Source organism: Nitratireductor soli (assembly GCF_001050155.1).
GTDB lineage: Bacteria > Pseudomonadota > Alphaproteobacteria > Rhizobiales > Rhizobiaceae > Nitratireductor > Nitratireductor soli.
On the sequence record NZ_LFVY01000014.1, the window covers coordinates 122,919 to 140,814 of the forward strand.

12 protein-coding genes are annotated in these 17,896 nt (G+C 65.1%); 8 read left to right on the top strand and 4 right to left on the bottom strand.

Going from position 1 to position 17,896, the window contains the following annotated elements; translation table 11 throughout:
- Positions 1-81 precede the first annotated feature (81 nt).
- The 3 genes from AB843_RS18085 to pdeM all read left to right on the top strand — a co-directional run bounded on the left by AB843_RS18085 (position 82) and on the right by pdeM (position 4,377).
- Positions 82-1,056, top strand: a complete 975-nt coding sequence (locus tag AB843_RS18085) for a class I SAM-dependent methyltransferase (RefSeq protein WP_048648275.1) — start codon at positions 82-84, stop codon at positions 1,054-1,056.
- 85 nt (positions 1,057-1,141) lie between these two features.
- Positions 1,142-3,673, top strand: coding sequence for a ligase-associated DNA damage response DEXH box helicase (locus tag AB843_RS18090; protein ID WP_048648276.1), 2,532 nt, complete (start codon positions 1,142-1,144; stop codon positions 3,671-3,673).
- Positions 3,670-4,377: a ligase-associated DNA damage response endonuclease PdeM gene (gene pdeM / locus AB843_RS18095; protein ID WP_048648277.1), complete on the top strand. Its 708-nt coding sequence runs from the start codon at positions 3,670-3,672 to the stop codon at positions 4,375-4,377. Before AB843_RS18090 ends, pdeM begins: the two co-directional genes overlap by 4 nt.
- A gap of 24 nt (positions 4,378-4,401) precedes the next feature.
- On the opposite strand, the gene AB843_RS18100 is transcribed toward pdeM, so the two are convergent.
- The 4 genes from AB843_RS18100 to AB843_RS25695 form a co-directional block, all read right to left on the bottom strand.
- The gene (locus AB843_RS18100; RefSeq protein WP_048648278.1) at positions 4,402-5,190 is read right to left on the bottom strand and encodes a TIGR02186 family protein; all 789 of its coding nucleotides are present in this window, start codon (positions 5,188-5,190) and stop codon (positions 4,402-4,404) included.
- A 3-nt stretch (positions 5,191-5,193) separates the two neighbouring features.
- Positions 5,194-6,114, bottom strand: coding sequence for a sulfite exporter TauE/SafE family protein (locus AB843_RS18105; RefSeq protein ID WP_048648279.1), 921 nt, complete (start codon positions 6,112-6,114; stop codon positions 5,194-5,196).
- A gap of 185 nt (positions 6,115-6,299) precedes the next feature.
- Positions 6,300-10,061 (bottom strand): peptidoglycan-binding protein, encoded by a 3,762-nt coding sequence (locus tag AB843_RS18110; RefSeq protein ID WP_048648280.1) that lies wholly within the window; start codon positions 10,059-10,061, stop codon positions 6,300-6,302.
- Between the two features lie 265 nt (positions 10,062-10,326).
- A complete protein-coding gene (locus tag AB843_RS25695; protein WP_157384549.1) occupies positions 10,327-10,512 on the bottom strand; it encodes a hypothetical protein in 186 nt (61 codons plus the stop codon).
- Here AB843_RS25695 and AB843_RS18115 point away from each other — a divergent pair.
- The 5 genes from AB843_RS18115 (at position 10,502) to AB843_RS18135 (ending at position 17,890) form a co-directional block, all read left to right on the top strand.
- The gene (locus AB843_RS18115) at positions 10,502-10,969 is read left to right on the top strand and encodes a MerR family transcriptional regulator (protein WP_048648281.1); all 468 of its coding nucleotides are present in this window, start codon (positions 10,502-10,504) and stop codon (positions 10,967-10,969) included. The two genes, AB843_RS25695 and AB843_RS18115, sit on opposite strands and share 11 nt — an antisense overlap.
- A 384-nt stretch (positions 10,970-11,353) precedes the next feature.
- On the top strand, positions 11,354-13,150 hold the full coding sequence (locus AB843_RS18120) for an acyl-CoA dehydrogenase C-terminal domain-containing protein (RefSeq protein ID WP_048648282.1): 1,797 nt from the start codon (positions 11,354-11,356) through the stop codon (positions 13,148-13,150).
- A 69-nt stretch (positions 13,151-13,219) separates the two neighbouring features.
- The gene (locus AB843_RS18125) at positions 13,220-14,389 is read left to right on the top strand and encodes an acyl-CoA dehydrogenase family protein (protein ID WP_087587143.1); all 1,170 of its coding nucleotides are present in this window, start codon (positions 13,220-13,222) and stop codon (positions 14,387-14,389) included.
- Positions 14,390-14,436: 47 nt separating this feature from the next.
- Positions 14,437-15,645 carry an acetyl-CoA C-acetyltransferase gene (locus tag AB843_RS18130; protein ID WP_048648284.1) on the top strand — a complete coding sequence of 403 codons (1,209 nt, stop codon included), beginning with the start codon at positions 14,437-14,439 and terminating at the stop codon, positions 15,643-15,645.
- Positions 15,646-15,667: 22 nt separating this feature from the next.
- Positions 15,668-17,890 (top strand): FAD-dependent oxidoreductase, encoded by a 2,223-nt coding sequence (locus AB843_RS18135; RefSeq protein ID WP_048648285.1) that lies wholly within the window; start codon positions 15,668-15,670, stop codon positions 17,888-17,890.
- Positions 17,891-17,896 lie beyond the last annotated feature (6 nt).

Here is a 17,896-nt window from a genome sequence, read left to right on the forward strand (position 1 = left end):
AAAGACACGCTTGTCAGGAGAGTCGTTGTCGCTCATAAGCCGCGAGCGGCTCTCGAAGGGCCTTTCCGGAAAACACGCTGCATGAACCTGCTTTCCTTCTCCTCGGGAAATCTCCTGGCCGACCGCCGGGCGGAATATGCCTGGATGCTGTTTGAAGCCGGCGACTTCAAGGCCGCCGCCGAACTGATGGGCGAGGCGCTGACGCTCGTGCCATCCTGGACGGCCGGTCATTTCTGCCTCGGAGAAATGCAGGCCGAGGCGGGCGAACACGCCGCCGCCATCGACGCCTGGCGCACGGCCCTGCGCCTCGATCCGGACGACCGGCTCGGCGCCAGTCTCAAGCTGGAACTCGTGGGGGCGCTCGACGGCATGGAGGCCGCTCCGTCCGCCTTCGTCGAGGCCTTGTTCGATCAGTATGCCAAGGCGTTCGACGAGGCGCTGGTCGAAAAGCTCGCCTACCGGGTGCCGGAACTGCTGTTCGACGCCATTGCACGCCAGGCGCGCGACGGCTTCGCCCGCGCCGTCGATCTCGGCTGCGGCACCGGCCTGATGGGCGAACGGCTGCGGGCGACGGTCAGCTTTCTCGAAGGCATGGACATCTCATCCGAGATGCTGAAGCGCGCCGAGGCCAAACGCGTGTATGACCGGCTGGCGCGCACCGACCTGATGACGCTCGGCGAATTGCCGCGCGGAACCGATCTGGTGACCGCCGCCGATGTCTTCATGTATCTCGGCGCGCTGGAGCGCCTGATCGCCGTCATCGCCGCGGCGCTCGAGCCGGGCGCCCTGTTTGCCTTCTCGGTCGAACACCATGAGGGGCCGGAAGCCCTGGTGCTGCGCCCGTCGCGCCGCTACGCCCACAGCGAGCCGCATCTGCGCGCAACACTTGCCGCCGCCGGCTTCGACATCGCCTCGCTCGACAAGGCGGTGATCCGCATGGATCGCGGCGAGCCCATCGAGGGGCTGATCGTCGTCGCGGTTCGTGTTGGCGCCGAAGCCGGGGTCAGCGACGCCGCCATTGCTGCCGCGAAGAAAGACAGGCCGCGGGCACATTGATGCCCGCACCTTGACCCGCCGGTTGACGCTTTCGCAGCTGCCGGCTCTTGGCGGTTCGTCTGTTCTGGTTTAGTTCTAACCGATCTTGGAACACCGGACACGCCTCATCGACGGCATCGCCGCACCCTATCTGCCCACGCCCTTCAGCGCATGGTTCGCCACGCGCGGATGGCAGCCGCGCGCCCATCAGCTGGAGCTTCTTGCCCGCACGCAGGCGGGACGTTCCGCCCTGCTGATCGCGCCGACGGGCGCCGGCAAGACGCTGGCCGGCTTCCTGCCGGCGCTCACCGACCTGGCCGACCGGCCGAAGCCAAGGCCCGGCGAGGCCCGGCGCGGCGTCCACACGCTGTACATCTCGCCGCTGAAGGCGCTCGCCGTCGATATCCAGCGCAATCTCGCCATGCCGGTCGCCGAGATGGGCCTGCCGGTCACCATCGAGACGCGCACCGGCGACACCCCATCCCACAAGCGCCAGCGCCAGAAATACGCGCCGCCCGACATTCTGCTGACGACGCCCGAACAGCTTGCCCTGCTGATCGCCTCGCCCGATGCCGACTGCTTCTTCTCCGATCTGCGCTTCGTCGTTCTCGACGAATTGCATTCGCTGGTGATCTCCAAGCGCGGCCATCTCCTGTCGCTCGGCCTTGCCCGGCTGCGCGCACTGCGCCCGGCGCTGCAGGCGATCGGCCTGTCGGCGACCGTGGCCGAACCGGAGGCGCTGCGCCGCTGGCTGGTGCCGCAGAACCCGCCGGGTGCGATGGCCGACATCGTCACAGTCACCGGCGGCGCCAAGCCGGACATCACCATATTGGAAACGGAAGACCGGGTGCCCTGGGCCGGCCATTCGGCCCGCTATGCGATCCCCAAGGTCTATGAGGCGATCCGCGCCCATCGCACGACGCTTTTGTTCGTCAACACGCGCAGCCAGGCCGAACTTCTGTTTCGCGAGCTGTGGCGCATCAATGACGACAATCTGCCGATCGCGCTGCATCACGGCTCGCTCGATGTCGGCCAGCGGCGCAAGGTGGAAAAGGCGATGGAGACCAACAGCCTGAGGGCCATCGTCGCCACATCGACCCTCGATCTCGGCATCGACTGGGGCGATGTCGACCTCGTCGTCCATGTCGGCGCGCCGAAGGGGGCAAGCCGCCTTGCCCAGCGCATCGGCCGCTCTAACCACCGGATGGACGAGCCCAGCCGGGCGATCCTGGTGCCGGCCAACCGCTTCGAGGTGATGGAGTGCCGGGCCGCGCTGGAGGCGAATTATCTGGGCGCCCAGGACACGCCGCCGCTGGTCGACGGGGCGCTCGACGTGCTGGCACAGCATGTGCTGGGCGCAGCCTGCGCCACGCCCTTCGATGCCGACCAGCTCTATGGCGAGATCGTCAGCGCGGCGCCCTATGCGGGGCTTGATCGGGAGACCTTCGACCGCATCGTCGATTTCGTCGCCACCGGCGGCTATGCGCTGAAAAGCTATGAGCGCTATGCGCGCATCCGCAAGACCAGGGACGGGATGTGGCGCGTCTCCAATCCGCGCATCGCCCAGCAATACCGCCTCAATGTCGGCACCATCGTCGAAGCACCGATGCTGAACATTCGCATGACGCGGCGCGGGCGCGGCGGCGCTTCGCGCGGCGGTCCGGTGCTCGGCAAGGTCGAGGAATACTTTCTCGAAACGCTGAGCCCGGGCGACACGTTTCTGTTCTCCGGCCGGGTGCTGCGTTTCGAGGGCATCCGCGAGAACGAGTGCTATGTCTCCACCGGCACGGGCGAGGACGCGATGGTGCCGTCCTATGCCGGCGGCAAATTTCCGCTCTCCACCTATCTGGCCAGCGAGGTGCGCGCCATGCTCGCCGACCCGAAGCGCTGGAAGAGGCTGCCGCCCCAGGTGGCCGAATGGCTGGCGCTGCAGCGCGACAAATCGGTTTTGCCGCGCCGCGAGGATCTGCTGGTGGAGACATTTCCACGCAGCAGCAGGCATTACATGGTGCTCTACCCGTTCGAAGGACGGTTGGCGCACCAGACGCTCGGCATGCTCTTGACGCGCCGGCTCGAGCGCGCTGGGGCGCACCCGCTGGGTTTCGTCGCCTCCGACTACGCCATCGCCGTGTGGAGCCTCAACGATATGAGCGCCATGTTGAAGGACGGCCGCCTCAGCCTGGCGGCGCTGTTCGACGAGGACATGCTGGGCGACGATCTGGAAGCGTGGATCGCCGACAGCTGGCTGCTGAAACGGACCTTCCGCAATTGCGCGCTGATTTCCGGCCTGGTCGAAAAGCGCCATCCCGGACAGGAAAAATCCGGCCGCCAGGTCACCGTCTCCGCCGATCTGATCTACGATGTGCTGAGGGCGCACGAGCCCGACCACATTCTCCTGCAGGCCACCTGGGCCGATGCGGCGCTCGGCCTGCTCGATGTCAGGAGACTGGGTGAGATGCTGTCGCGCGTGCACGGGCGAATCGTGCATAAATCGCTCGAGCGCATCTCGCCGCTCGCCGTGCCGATCATGCTCGAAATCGGCAAGGAAGCGGTGGCCGGTGACGCCAATGAGGCGCTTCTGGGCGAGGCGTCGAAGCTGTCAGGTGAAGAATTGATGCAGGAGGCGATGGAAGGATGAACAGCCTTGCGCCGGCGACCGACGCCAGCCCCGCATTGACCATCGAGCTCGCACGGCAGTCCGCCATGTGCGATTGGCGCGGCGTTCTGTTCTTTGCCGATCTGGACCTGCTCGTCGTCTCCGACCTGCACCTGGAGAAGGGCGCCGCCTTTGCCCGGCGTGGGCGCATGCTGCCGCCCTATGACACGGCGGCGACGCTGAAGCGGCTCGGCGGCGTCATCGCCGACTACGATCCGGGCATCGTCATCAGTCTCGGCGACAGCTTTCACGACCATGACGGCGCGGCCGAAATGCCCGAACCCTTCCGCGAGGAGCTCGCGGGCCTGATGGCGAAGCGCGACTGGCATTGGATCGCCGGCAATCACGATCCGGCGCCGCCCGCCGACCTGCCGGGCCACGCGTCGCAGGAGATTGCCATCGACGGCCTGACATTCCGCCACGAACCGGCGCGCGGCGCGGCGCCGGGCGAGATCGCCGGGCATCTGCATCCGGCAGCGCGCGTCGTGCGGCGCGGCCGGGCGGTGCGGCGCGCCTGCTTTGCCTGCGATGGCAGCCGTCTCGTCATGCCGGCCTTCGGCAGCCTGACCGGCACGCTCAACGTGCTCGACCGCGCCTTTGCCGGCCTGTTCGCCCGCGAGCGGCTGACGGCCTACATGCTCGGGCGCAAGGGCATCTATGCCATCGCCGGCAGCATGCTGCGGTGAGAGGACGGAGGATTGGCGGATCGGTCAGTCCTTGCGGAATATCACACGTCCAAGCCACCCGGTGACGATCGCCACCAGGACGGCCAGGATGCCGTAGATCATTCCGTGCTGCTGGGCGAATTCGTACAGGCGCTGCTCGAGGCCGGCCTTGCGGATGGTCAGCTGGGCGGAGGTCTCGCGCAGGAAATTGCCGTTGCGGAACAGGAAGGCGCGCGCCCGGTGCGTGCCGACGGCAACATTGGGCGCCAGGGTCAAGGTGGCGCGGAACAGGTTCTGCGACAGGAAACGCACGCCGCCCACCCGCGTCGAGTAAAGGCCCGTCGCCTCCTTGCGCTCGCGCAGGGCGGCGGTGAATTCCTCGATGGTCTTCGGGTCGCCATCGGCGTCGAGCGGCTGCAGGTAGAGATTGTCGGCGCCGAGTGCCAGGCGGCGATAGCCGTCCGGATCGGTGATGTCCTGCGGCGCGCGCGTCAGGGCCATGGAATAGGAAGCCGGCACATCCTTGAAGACCTCCGACTGGGTGTTGATCCACATGCCCAGGAAGCGGGTTTTCTTGCGCACGATGACCGGGCGGGCCGGCCCTTCCAGCACCACGACGACATCGTAGCGGCCCTGGCGGCTGATCAAGGGATCGGCATTGTCGAGCGCGCCGAAGATCGTCAGTTCGGCGCCGGCAAAATCCGAGGTGATGGATACCCGATCGGTCGACAGGCCAATCTGGATGCCCTCGGGAATGCCGTTCTGGGCCGACGCGCCAAGAGGCATGAGTGAGGCAAGGAATATCGCCAGGGCGACGCATCGCTTCAACCGCATGGCCTAGGCTCCCCCAATGGACAGGGAGTAGACGCTGGCCGGCTTGACGAACAGGTCAAACGCCAGGCGCAGAGCGACGGCAAGCACCAGCAGCGCCAGCAAGGCGCGCAACTGCTCGCCACGCAGCCGCTGGCCGACGCGCGCGCCGTATTGCGCACCGGCGACGCCGCCGACCATGAGAAGAAACGCCAGCACCACGTCGACAGTCTGGTTGGCGGTGGAATGGATGATGGTGGTGAAGGCGGCAACGAAAATGATCTGGAACAGCGACGTGCCGATGACCACATTGGTCGGCACTTTCAGGAGATAGATCAGCGCCGGCACCATGATGAAGCCGCCACCGACGCCCATGATCGACGCCAGGAAGCCGATGAAGGCGCCGAGCACCAGGACCGGGATGACGCTGACGAACAGCTTCGAGGCGCGGAAGCGCATCTTCAGCGGCAGGCGGTGAATCCAGTTGTGCTGGCCGGGCTTTCGGAGCGAGATGGTCTGACCGCCGCGCGCACGGCTGATGGCGCGCACGCTCTCCAACAGCATCAGGCCGCCGACCACGCCGAGGAACACCACGTAAAGCAGCGAGACGATCAGGTCGAGCTGGCCGAGACGGCGCAGATAGGCAAAGACCATAGCGCCGAACGACGCGCCGACAATGCCGCCGGCCAGCAGCACCGTGCCCAGCTTGAAGTCGAGCGTCTTGCGCTTGAAGTGCACCAGGGCGCCCGAGAACGACGAGGCGATCACCTGATTGGCGCCGGTGGCGACAGCGATGGCGGGCGGAATGTTGTAGAAAATCAGGAGAGGCGTGATCAGGAAGCCGCCGCCGACGCCGAACATCCCGGAGAGGAACCCGACCGCGCCACCCATGGCGAGCAGCACGAACACGTTGACGGACATTTCAGCGATGGGGAGATAAATACCCACCCGCGGCACCCGGATAATTGTAAGCCCCGCAGCGAGCGCGCCGAGCCATATGTGGAAGCATTATGCGTCATTTGTTCTGCTCCCTGACGGGGGCGAAGTCAAACCGTGTCGGGGCAAAATACGGAAAACTATGAAAGACTTGACGCAGCGAGGGCAGATGGGAGCGGCAAGGACCTGCCGTAGCGTCAGTCGGCCGCGGCAGCACTCTTGTTTCGCTCGAGCAGCGCGCGCACAAGAACCTCGTCCACCGCGCCCGTGGGCTGCATGCCGTTCGCCTTCTGGAAGGCGGCAATGGCGGCCTTGGTCTTCTGGCCCATCACCCCGTCTGCCGCGCCGGCGTCAAACCCCTGCTGGTTGAGGATGAGCTGGATGTTGGAGACGGCCTTCTTCATGTCGACGCCGGCGGTGACTTCCCTGCTCTCGCGCCAGGCGTCGGGGATTTCGACCAGGTTGGTGGCCGGGTCGAGCGTCTTCGCCTTCCACAGGGCGGTCTTGTCCTTCGCCTGTTTCAGTTGATCGGCGGTCAGTGCGGAGGCGATTTCGGCGCGCTTGCCGGCGGCGTCCTTGTCCCCCGCATCGGCGACCAGCGAGAACCATTTGTAGGCTTCCGTCAGGTCCTGGGGCATGCCCATTCCCTTGGCGGCGAGAATGCCCAGATTGAACTGGCTGTCCTTGACGCCGTGCTCGGCGGCCTCGAGGAACCAGCGGGCGGCCGATTCATTGTCGGCGGCGCCGTCGGCGCCCATCGCGTAAAGAACACCGAGATTGTGCATGGCGCTGGCATTGCCCTGCTGGGCGGCGAGCTGGAACCACATCCTGGCCTTTGCCGGGTCGCGCTCGCGCCCTGTCCCCTTCTGATAGAAGTCGCCGATGCGGTACTGGGCCGGGGCGAAGCCAGCATCGGCGGCTTTCGTGTACCACGCGCCGGCCTTGGCCAGATCGGCCTCCACGCCGCGGCCTTCGGCATAGCGGCTGCCGATCTCATAAAGGGCTTTCGCCTCACCGGCGGCGGCAGCTTCGCGCAGCGGCAGAGGACCGGCTTCAAGCGGAATATCGTCGATGGAGGTCGACGTGGCGATTGGCGCCGGCGTTGATTCAGCAGCGTCCCCGCTCACCGGCGAGAACGGCATTTCATCCATCGGTTCGTCGAATTTGGCGGTGTCGCCAATATCCGCACCCTCGTACGTGTCCGGGTCCATATCGGGGATCCCGGCCAGGGCATCGACGGCTTCGTCACGCGGCTCGTCATTGTCGACCACGCGGACGGGACGGTCGATCTGCGCCGCCGCCGGTGGCTCTTCCCGCGGCTGCGCCAACGCCAGCGCCGGCGCAGCGCTCTGGCTGCTGAGCTGCGGCGGAATGGCGGTCGTCTCGGACAGAAACGCCTTGCTCACTTCCAGCCCCCCGACAACCAGGAGACCGGCTCCAAGCGTCAGAACCAACGGTTTCCTGGCGCGTTTGAAGATCTTGCCGAGGCCGAAACGCCCCGCCGTCTCGGACGTATCGGACTGGCGCTTCTTGAGGATTTCAGCCTCCGCCGCGGCCGCCTGGGCGGCGCGGCGGGCGGCGGCGATGAAATCGGACTTGGCAGCGTCGTTGCTGTCGCGCACCGGCGCCTTCTTCTCGTCGCGCACGCGTCGCATGATGGCATTGAGGTCGGGCGCACCGGTGCCGGGTTCGAGCGGTTCATGGATTCGCTCGGCATCGATTTCGACCGCTTCGGCGCCGATGGCGACTTCCGGTTCACCGCGTTCATCGATTGCCGGCTGCCTGTCGCGGCGGCTGGAAAGGGCGCGCGACAGGCCGCCCAGGAGCGAGGTCCTGCCGCTCTTGGCCTGCGGCTCCTCGCCGTCATCCTCGAGTGCGGCGCGCGCGGCGGCGGCGGCGGCTTCGGCGGGCGAGCGGTTGTGCTGCACATCTTCGATAAAGCCGTTGTCGGCCAGCATGGCGCTATCGTCGCCAGGCTCGATCGACGGCGCCGCCTCGACGGCGATCTTGCCAGTCGTCTGGCCGGCGAGGCCACGCGGCGCAACCGACGCCTTGGCCGTGGTCTCGACGCTTCCCAGCCGATCGACGATCTTCAGCAGCGTGTCGTGGATGGCTTCGAACGTCTTGGTGTTGCGCTCGTCGGATTTGCGGGTCAGCGCCTCGAGCGTCTTCAGCTCATCGCGCAGGCGCTGGTCCTGCTCGCCAATCTGCGACGTCCTGGCGAGCGCGCCGATCGCCTGTTCGGCGGCCTGGCGGGCGGCATCGAGCACCGCGGCGCGGTTTTCATTGATCGAGCGTTCGATGTTTTCCAGCCGGGGCGCGATGTCCTCGAATTCCGGCATCTCGGCGCCTGGCCGCGACAGGTGCTCGGACAGGCTGCGCACCTGGGCTTCCAGATTGTGGATGACCTCGGGGTCGATCGACGACGCCTGGTTCGTGGAAGCCAGCAGGCGGCCCGAAATATCGTCGAGGCGCAGTTCGAGCGCGCGCAGCGTGCTGGCTTCCGCCGGCTCGCCGAGGCTCGCCTCCAGGCGCGCGGCCAGCTCGTTGAAGCGCGCATCGATGGTGGCCATGATGCCGCTGCCGCCATGCATTTCGCCGGCGCGATCGTCGATGCGCGCGGTGATCTCGTGCAGGCGCTGCTCCAGGTCGTGAACCAGCGAGCGGCCCTGTTCCATGGCGTCGCCCTGCCGCTGCTCGATCAGCTGGGACAGGTGGGAGAAGCGGTCTTCCATCCCGCGCAGCATCAGGTCGGCGGCCTGCGGAGTGGCCCCGGCATCCAGCTTCTGGGCGATGCCGGCAATCTGCTGCACCAGGCGTTCGACCGCCTGATCGGGAATGTCGATGCGGGTGGCGATCTCGTCGACCCGCTTCGACAGAGAAATCATCTGCTGGCTGAGGTGGCCGACCGCCTCCTCGCCGGAACGATCGGCCAGCACTTCGGCGACCTGATTGGCCAGCGACGAGATGCGCGCCTCGATGCGCTCGAACGGTTGCGGATCGAAACCGGCGATCTGGCTTTTTGGCGCCGAGGCGACAATGGCGCGCGAGATTTCGTCGAGCCGTTCATCGATCGCCGCATAGAGCTCCGGATTGCCCGCCGTCTTGCGATTGACCAGTTGGTCGAGGGCGGCGGCCAGCGCGCGCACGCGCTCTTCCAATGAGCGCAGCGACAGGGATTCAGGCAGGCCGTTGACGGCCTGGCCGATTTCCTCCAGTCGCTGATGCAGCATGTCGATTGCCGGGTCGGAGCTGCGCAGATCGGCAGACATCCGATCCTCGAACGCCGTCCAGCGATTGTCGAACGTGTCCCAGCGCTGGTCGACGGCGCGCAGGGTTTCCTCTCGTGCCAGCGATGCGATGGAGGATTTCAGCTCCTGCATTTCAAGGCGCAGCATCTTGACGTTCTTGTCGTCGCTGCGCTCGGCAAGATGTGCGATCGCATCGGACAAGCGTTCGAACTCGACCACCAGTTCGCCGTTCAGCGCCGAATTGGGCACATCGGCCAGGATCGACGCCAGTTCGCGCCGCAGCATGTCGAACTCGCCGCTCATCCCGGCGCGCATCGCATCGCGCAGCTCTTCGCGCAGCGCTTTCAACTCGCCCGCGATCCCGCCGATCGAGGCGACTTCATGCTCCTGCCGCCGGGCGCGTTCCAGCTCGAATGCGGCCTGTTCCAGCGAGGCACGCGAGGACAGGGGACGGGCCGCCGCATCCATGCGATTGCCCTGCGGCCTGTCGGGCCGGGAATGGGCGTGGGAAACGGTTTGCGACAGCCTCTCGATGCGCCGGGTGATTTCGTTGTCTTCCGGCTGCGGTTCGCGGCGGTCGATGGCGCGTCCAAGCCGGCTTTCCAGCTGGTCAAGCGTCTTGCTGATCTGGTCCAGTGAGACATCCGATTCCGGACGGCGGCGTCGGCCTTCATTGATATTGTCCAGATAAGAACGCTTGTTATCCATCGGAACGCCCGCCTCTCCACCGTTGCCGGTTGGCCGTCGAGATTGCATGTCACGCGGGACCTGGGTCGCACTCGCTGAGAAGCAGCAAAAGAACACCTGAAAGATACCCACGGCCAGAACGCCTGCCATCGGAACGAATCCGACCAAAGCACGGTGTGCTGACGGATTTACAATTCACTCATCGTGGTAAACACAGGGTTAACATTGCTTGTCGGCGGTTAATCGACCGTGGCAAAATCCGGCAAAAAGCCTGTTAACGGGCCGTTCACAATTCGCCTGGCTGCCCTTGTAATGCCGCATTGTGCGCCGCATAAGCCGGCCTTTGACGAATCGTCCGGAAATTGACCGCCTCTTGCCAGGCAAACGCGGTCGGATGCCGGATCGACAGCCCCGCCCTGGTGCCGTAGCCGGGGCGGACTATCCAATACGGAACAGTGATCATGATGAACATTGCAATGGCCGCTCAAAGAGCTGCCGCGGGAAATGATTTACCCGAAGCCTCCTCCAAAGCCACCGGCGACTACACGCGCATCGGCGACATGGCACGCGAATTCGGCGTCACCCTGCGCGCGCTGCGCTTCTACGAGGACAAGGGGTTGCTGACCCCTGCCCGCATGGGTACGACGCGCCTCTACACCGCCGACGACAAGCGGCGCCTGCAGCAGATCCTGCTCGGGCGAAAGATCGGCTTCTCCCTGAATGACATCAAGGAAGTGCTCGACCTGCACGATCCGCGCGGTGCCAATGAGAAGCAGTTCCGCCTGGTGCTGAAGAAATCGCAGCGGCAGATGGCGCGCCTGGAGAAGCAGCACCAGACCATCGAGGAGGCGATCGCCGACCTGCGGCGGCTGGTTGCCGACGTGTCCGCCAAGCTCCATGCGGAGCGCCCGGCGAGCGACGGCGCCTGACACGAGGCACCACCAGGTCAATAGCTTGTGGGCTGACTTATCGAAACAGATGGGCACCATCTGTTTCGGTCAGACCACCAGATCGCCGCGCGAGACTGCGCGGCGGCGCCACATTCTGTCGGTCACACGCCTGAAACCCGGGCCAGCTATCGCTGCCCGGCGCTTTCGTGCGTTCTGCGTCAATTTTGACGTTTACGCAAACGTCAAAATTTGCTAGATGCGCAATCGACACTGCGCGACGCATGGCCGCCGCGTCTTCGGTCTAGAGAGCAATTCCAGGAAAAGTGGGAACCGGTTTTCCGTCCGGAATTGTGCAGAGAATGAGATAGAGCATTTCCGTGGCTCGGAGAAAAATGGAAGCGCTCTAGGAACTGGAGGATCCTCATGCCGACCTATCGGGCCCCCGTACGTGACACGCTCTTCGTGCTGAACGATGTGATCGGCTACGGCAATCACGACAATCTGCCGGGTTTTGCCGACGCCTCTCCCGACATTGTCGAGGCGATCCTGACGGAAGGCGCGAAGCTGGCCGAAAACGTCATGCAGCCGCTCAACCGCGCAGGCGACCAGGAAGGCTGCACGCGCCACGACGATGGCAGCGTGACGACCCCGAAAGGGTTCGGCGATGCCTATCGACACTATTGCGAAGGCGGCTGGATGGGCCTTGCGGTCCCTGCCGAGTATGGCGGCCAGGGGCTGCCCTACACGGTGCATTCGGCGGTCGGCGAATATCTGGTCTCGGCCAACATGGCGCTGATGATGTATCCCGGCCTGACCCAGGGGGCGATCGCGGCGATCCTCGCCCACGGTACCGACGCGCAAAAGCAGAAATGGCTGCCGAAGATGGTCGAGGGCGCCTGGACCGGCACGATGAACCTGACCGAGCCGCATTGCGGCACCGATCTCGGCCTGCTCACCTCCAAGGCCGTGCCGAACGGCGACGGCAGCTACAGGATTTCCGGCCAGAAGATCTTCATCTCCGCCGGCGAGCACGATCTCTCCGAGAACATCATCCACCTGGTGCTGGCGCGCATCGAAGGCGCGCCGGCCGGCGTCAAGGGCATCTCGCTGTTCATCGTGCCGAAGGTTGCGGTCGACGAGGCCGGCGCGCTGGGCGCGCGCAATGCGGTTTCCTGCGGCGCGATCGAGGAGAAGATGGGCATTCATGGCAATGCCACATGCGTGATGAACTATGACGCGGCGACGGGCTATCTGCTCGGCGAGGAAAATGGCGGGCTGAAAGCAATGTTCACGATGATGAACGAAGCGCGTCTCGGCGTCGGCCTGCAGGGTCACGCGGTCGGCGAGGCCGCATACCAGGGCGCGGTGGACTATGCCCGCGAGCGCCTGCAGGGCCGCTCCCTCTCCGGTCCCAAGGCACCGGACAGACAAGCCGATCCGATCATCGTCCACCCGGACATTCGCCGCAATCTGATGAGCATGCGCGCCTTCAACGAGGCGGGCCGGGCGCTGATCCTGCTGACGGCGCTCAAATCCGACATCGCCCATCTGTCCGAAGACGCGGCCGACCGCCAGGCGGCGGAAGACCATCTGGCGCTGATGACGCCGGTCATCAAGGGCGTGCTCACCGACAAGGGTTTTGAACACGCCGTGATGGCGCAGCAGGTCTTCGGCGGCCATGGCTATGTCGAAGAGCACGGCATGAGCCAGTTCGTGCGCGATGCGCGCATCGCCATGATCTATGAAGGCGCCAACGGTATCCAGGCGCTCGACCTGGTCGGCCGCAAGCTGCCGGCCAATGGCGGCCGCGCCGTGCAGGCCTTCTTCAAGGAAGTCGCCGAGTTCTGCGAGGCGCACCGCGCCGACGAGGCGATGGCGCCCCACACCAAGGCGCTGAAGAAGGGGCTGAACGATCTGCAGGCCGCTTCGCTGTGGCTGGTGCAGAACGCTGTCGCCAAGCCCGACAATGCCGGTGCCGCCTCCCACGACTACATGCACCTGATGGGCCTCGTCGCGCTTGGCCTGATGTGGGCGCGCATGATCAAGGTGGCGCAGGACAAGCTTGCCGAAGGCGCTGACGGCAACGCATCCTTCCTCGAGGCGAAGATCGTCACCGGGCGCTATTTCATGGAACGCGTCATGCCGGAGACAGCGGCGCACCTCGCCCGCATCTCCACCGGCGCCGACACGATGATGGCCTTGCCGGCGGAAGCATTTTGATTGGCGGGCGGAGGAAGCCTGTTCTAACTTGAACAAACTTTCCTTCGTTGCCGGTGAGGAGGCGTACAGTTGGCAGATCCCCAATCCATACTCGGTCTTCCCCGCCCCGACTGGGCGGGCGATGACGTCGCCATGCTCTATGACATGGCAAGCCGCTTCCTCGCCGAGGAGATCGGCCCCCGCTACGAGGATTTCGAGAAGGCGGAGATGTTCGACCGCGCGAGCTGGCAGAAGGCCGGCGCGGCCGGCCTCCTTTGCGCTTCGATGCCGGAAGAATATGGCGGGGCCGGCGGCACCTTCGCCCATGAGAGCGCCATCGCCGAGGCGATCAGCCATGTCGGCGTCGACGGGTTCGGCATCGCCCTGCACAACTGCATCGTCGCGCCCTACATTCTCCATTACGGCTCGGAAGAGCAGAAGAAGCGCTGGCTGCCCAGGCTTGCCAGCGGTGAACTGATCGGCGCCATCGCCATGAGCGAGCCCGGCGCGGGCTCCGACCTGCAGGGCGTCAAGACGCGCGCCGAAAAGGACGGCAACCAGTATCGCCTGAACGGGTCGAAGACCTTCATCACCAACGGCCAGCTTGCCAATCTGGTCATCGTCGTCGCCAAGACCGACCCGGCGCAGGGTGCCAAGGGCACCTCGCTGATCATCGTCGAGACCGACGAGGCCGAGGGTTTCGAACGCGGCCGCAACCTCGACAAGATCGGCTTGAAATCGAACGACACGTCGGAGCTGTTCTTCAACGATGTGCGGGTGCCGACCGCCAACCTTCTGGGCCATGAGGAAGGCCAGGGCTTCGTCCAGCTGATGCAGCAATTGCCGCAGGAGCGGCTGTTGATCGCCGCCCAGGCCATCGCCATGATCGAGCGGGCGCTCGCCGTCACCGTCGACTATGTGAAGGAACGCAAGGCGTTCGGCGCCAAGGTGATCGATTTTCAGAACACGCAGTTCAAGCTGGCGGAGCTGAAAACCGAAGCCACCATCGGCCGCGTGTTCTATAATGACTGCGTGACCCGCCATCTTGCCGGCGGCCTCGACACTGTCACGGCCTCGATGGCCAAATACTGGCTGACGGACCTGCAGTGCAAGCTGGTCGACGAATGCCTGCAATTGCACGGCGGCTACGGCTACATGAACGAATATCCGATCGCGCGCATGTATCGCGACGCCCGCGTGCAGCGCATCTACGGCGGCACCAACGAGATCATGAAACTGGTGATCGCCAGAAGCCTTTGAACAAACCGCTCGGCCCTGCGTTGGGTCGAGGAAGCAGGGAGACCGAAATGGCTGACGCTTATGTTTATGACGCCGTGCGCACACCGCGCGGCCGCGGCAAGAAGGACGGCTCGCTGCACGAGGTGCCGGCCGTGCGCCTCGGCGCGAAAGTGCTGGAAGCCGTGCGCGACCGCAACGGGCTCGACACCGCCAAGGTCGACGACATCATCTTCGGCTGCGTCGACCCGGTCGGCGAGGCCGGTTCGGTGATCCCGCGCTCGGCCGCCTTCGAGGCGCGCTACAAGAACGAGGCCCCGGGCTTGCAGATATCGCGCTTCTGCGCCTCGGGTCTCGATGCCATCAATCTGGGTGCGGCGAAGATCGCCGGCGGCTCGGACGAGATCGTCATCGCCGGCGGCGTGGAAAGCATGTCGCGCGTCGGCATGGGCATGTCGGGCGGCGCCTGGTTCATGGATCCGTCGGTCGGCCTGCCGTCTTACTTCATGCCCCAGGGCGTCTCCGCCGATCTGATCGCCACCAAATATGGCTTCTCACGCGACGACGTCGACGCCTATGCGGTGGAGAGCCAGAAGCGCGCCAAGCATTCCTGGGACAAGGGCTATTTCAAGAACTCGGTGATCCCGATCGAGGACCAGAACGGCCTGACCATTCTCGATCATGACGAGCACATGCGCCCCGGCACCGACATGCAGTCGCTGGCCTCGCTCAACGCCTCCTTCGTCATGCCGGGCGAGATGGGCGGCTTCGATGCCGTCGCCGTGCAGCGCTATCCGGAGCTCGAGAGCATCAACCATGTGCATCATGCCGGCAATTCGTCGGGCATCGTCGATGGCGCGGCGGCCGTGCTGCTCGGCTCGCGCAAGGCCGGCAAGGCGATGGGCATGAAACCGCGCGCCCGGATCCACACCTTCACCAACATCGGTTCGGAACCGGCGATCATGCTGACGGGCCCGGTCGATGTCACCGAGAAGCTGTTGAAGAAAGCCAAGATGAAGCTGTCGGACATCGACCTGTTCGAGCTCAACGAAGCCTTCGCCTCGGTGGTGCTGCGCTACATGCAAGCCTTCGATATCGACCACGACAAGATCAACGTGAATGGCGGCGCCATCGCCATGGGGCATCCGCTCGGCGCCACCGGCGCGATGATCTTCGGCACGGTGCTCGACGAGTTGGAACGGCGCGATCTCAACACGGCGCTCGTCACGCTGTGCATCGGCGCCGGCATGGGCACCGCCACCATCATCGAACGCGTCTGAGCCGCCGGAGAGGACCTGAACCATGACCGACTACAAGAATTTCACCGTCGATGTGGACAAGGACGGCATCGCCCTCGTCACCTGGGACATGCAGGACCGCTCGATGAACGTCTTCACCGAGGAGGTGATGAACGAGATCGAGGCGATCGTCGATCATGTCGCGGCAACCGATGCCATCAAGGGCGCGGTCTTCACCTCCGGCAAGGAAACCTTTTCCGGCGGCGCCGACCTGACCATGCTGCAGAAGATGCTGGGCCTGTTCGAGAAGGAAAAGGCCAAGGACCGCAAGAAGGCTACCAAGCTTCTGTTCGACAATGCCGGGCGGATGAGCTGGCTGTGGCGCAAGCTGGAGACGTCCGGCAAGCCGTGGGTCTCGGCCATCAACGGCACATGCATGGGCGGCGCGTTCGAATTGTCGCTCGCCTGCCATGGCCGTGTCGTCGCCGACAGCCCGGCGGTGAAGATGGCGCTCCCGGAGGTCAAGGTCGGCATCTTCCCCGGCGCCGGCGGCACCCAGCGCGTGCCGCGCCTGACCAACACGCAGGAGGCCCTGCAGATGCTGACCACCGGCCAGACCCTGTCGCCGCAGAAGGCGAAGGCGATGGGCCTGGTGCACCAGGTCGCGCCGGCCAAGAAACTGGTCGAGGCGGCGAAGAAGATGATCATCGACGGGCTGAAGCCGGTCCAGCCCTGGGACGAGAAGGGCTTCAAGCTGCCCGGCGGCCCCGTCTATTCGGCAGCCGGCGCCAATTTGTTCCCGCCGGCGATCGCCATCCTGCGCCGCGAAACCTACGGCAATTACCCGGCGGCGACAGCGATCCTCAAGTGCGTCTATGAGGGGCTTCTGGTGCCCTTCGACACCGCACTGACCATCGAGCAGCGCTATTTCACCGAGATCATGCAGACGACCGAAGCGAGGATGATGATCCGCTCGCTGTTCGTCTCGCTGCAGGAACTCAACAAGGGCGCCCGCCGCCCCGAAGGCGTGCCGGCGAAGAAGTTCAAGAAGATCGGCGTGGTCGGCGCCGGCTTCATGGGCGCCGGGATCGCCTATGTGACGGCCAAGGCCGGCATTCCGGTGGTGCTGCTCGACCGCGACATGCCGGCGGCCGAAAAGGGCAAGGCCCATTCGGCAAACCTGATGGACGGGCTGATCAAGAAGGGCCGCGCCGGCGCCGAGGACAAGGACACCCTCCTGTCCCTCATCACGCCGGCCGACGACTACGCGGCCCTCGACGGCTGCGAACTGGTGATCGAGGCGGTGTTCGAGGATTCAGGCATCAAGAAGGATGTGACGGAGAAGGCCGAGGCCGTGCTGAAGCCCTCCGCGATCTTCGCCTCCAACACCTCGACCATACCCATCTCCGGGTTGGCCAAGAATTCGAAGCGGCCGAAGAATTTCATCGGCATTCACTTCTTCTCGCCGGTCGACAAGATGATGCTGGTCGAGATCATCATGGGCAGGAAGACCGAGGACAAGGCGCTGGCCGTTGCCATGGACTATGTCCGCGCCATCAAGAAGACGCCGATCGTCGTCAACGACACGCGTGGCTTCTATGTCAATCGCTGCGTGCTGCGCTACATGCAGGAAGCCTTCTCGATGCTGATCGAGGGGGTGCCCGCGCCGATGATCGAGAACGCGGCAAAGATGGCCGGCATGCCTGTCGGCCCGCTGGCGCTGACCGACGAGACGGCCATCGACCTGGCGCAGAAGATCATGAAGCAGACGATCCGCGATCTCGGCCCGAAGGCCGTCGAGCCGCGCCATGTGGAACTGATCGACACGCTGGTCGACAAGCACGGCCGGCTCGGCCGCAAGAACGGCAAGGGCTTCTACGACTATCCTGCCAAGCCGGCAAAGAAACATCTGTGGGCCGGCCTGAAGAACCTCTATCCGCAAAAGCAGGCAGAGAAGGTGGACGTGGAGGAGTTGAAGCTGCGCCTGCTTTCCGCCATCGCGCTGGAAGCGGCCCGCGTGATGGAGGAAGGCATCGTGACGGACCCGCGCGAGGCGGATGTCGGCTCGATCCTCGCCTTCGGCTTCGCCCCCTATACGGGCGGCGTGCTGTCCTACATCGACGGGATGGGCGCTTCCGCATTCGTCAGCATGACCAAGCGCCTGGCGAAGAAATACGGCAAGCAGTTCAAGGCTCCGAAACTGCTCCTCGACATGGCCGAAAGCGGCGACACCTTCTACCAGCGTTTCGCGTCGGGTAGCTCCACCGGAGCGAAGAAGGCCGCCTGAACCGCC

Bases quoted from the DNA above. Each gene is read 5' to 3' on its own strand.
- AB843_RS18085 (WP_048648275.1), top strand. From the start codon at position 82: ATGAACCTGCTTTCCTTCTCCTCGGGAAATCTCCTGGCCGACCGCCGG.
- pdeM (WP_048648277.1), top strand. From the start codon at position 3,670: ATGAACAGCCTTGCGCCGGCGACCGACGCCAGCCCCGCATTGACCATC.
- AB843_RS18100 (WP_048648278.1), bottom strand. From the start codon at position 5,190: ATGCGGTTGAAGCGATGCGTCGCCCTGGCGATATTCCTTGCCTCACTC.
- AB843_RS18110 (WP_048648280.1), bottom strand. From the start codon at position 10,061: ATGGATAACAAGCGTTCTTATCTGGACAATATCAATGAAGGCCGACGC.
- AB843_RS18115 (WP_048648281.1), top strand. From the start codon at position 10,502: ATGATGAACATTGCAATGGCCGCTCAAAGAGCTGCCGCGGGAAATGAT.
- AB843_RS25695 (WP_157384549.1), bottom strand. From the start codon at position 10,512: ATGTTCATCATGATCACTGTTCCGTATTGGATAGTCCGCCCCGGCTAC.
- AB843_RS18120 (WP_048648282.1), top strand. From the start codon at position 11,354: ATGCCGACCTATCGGGCCCCCGTACGTGACACGCTCTTCGTGCTGAAC.
- AB843_RS18130 (WP_048648284.1), top strand. From the start codon at position 14,437: ATGGCTGACGCTTATGTTTATGACGCCGTGCGCACACCGCGCGGCCGC.
- AB843_RS18135 (WP_048648285.1), top strand. From the start codon at position 15,668: ATGACCGACTACAAGAATTTCACCGTCGATGTGGACAAGGACGGCATC.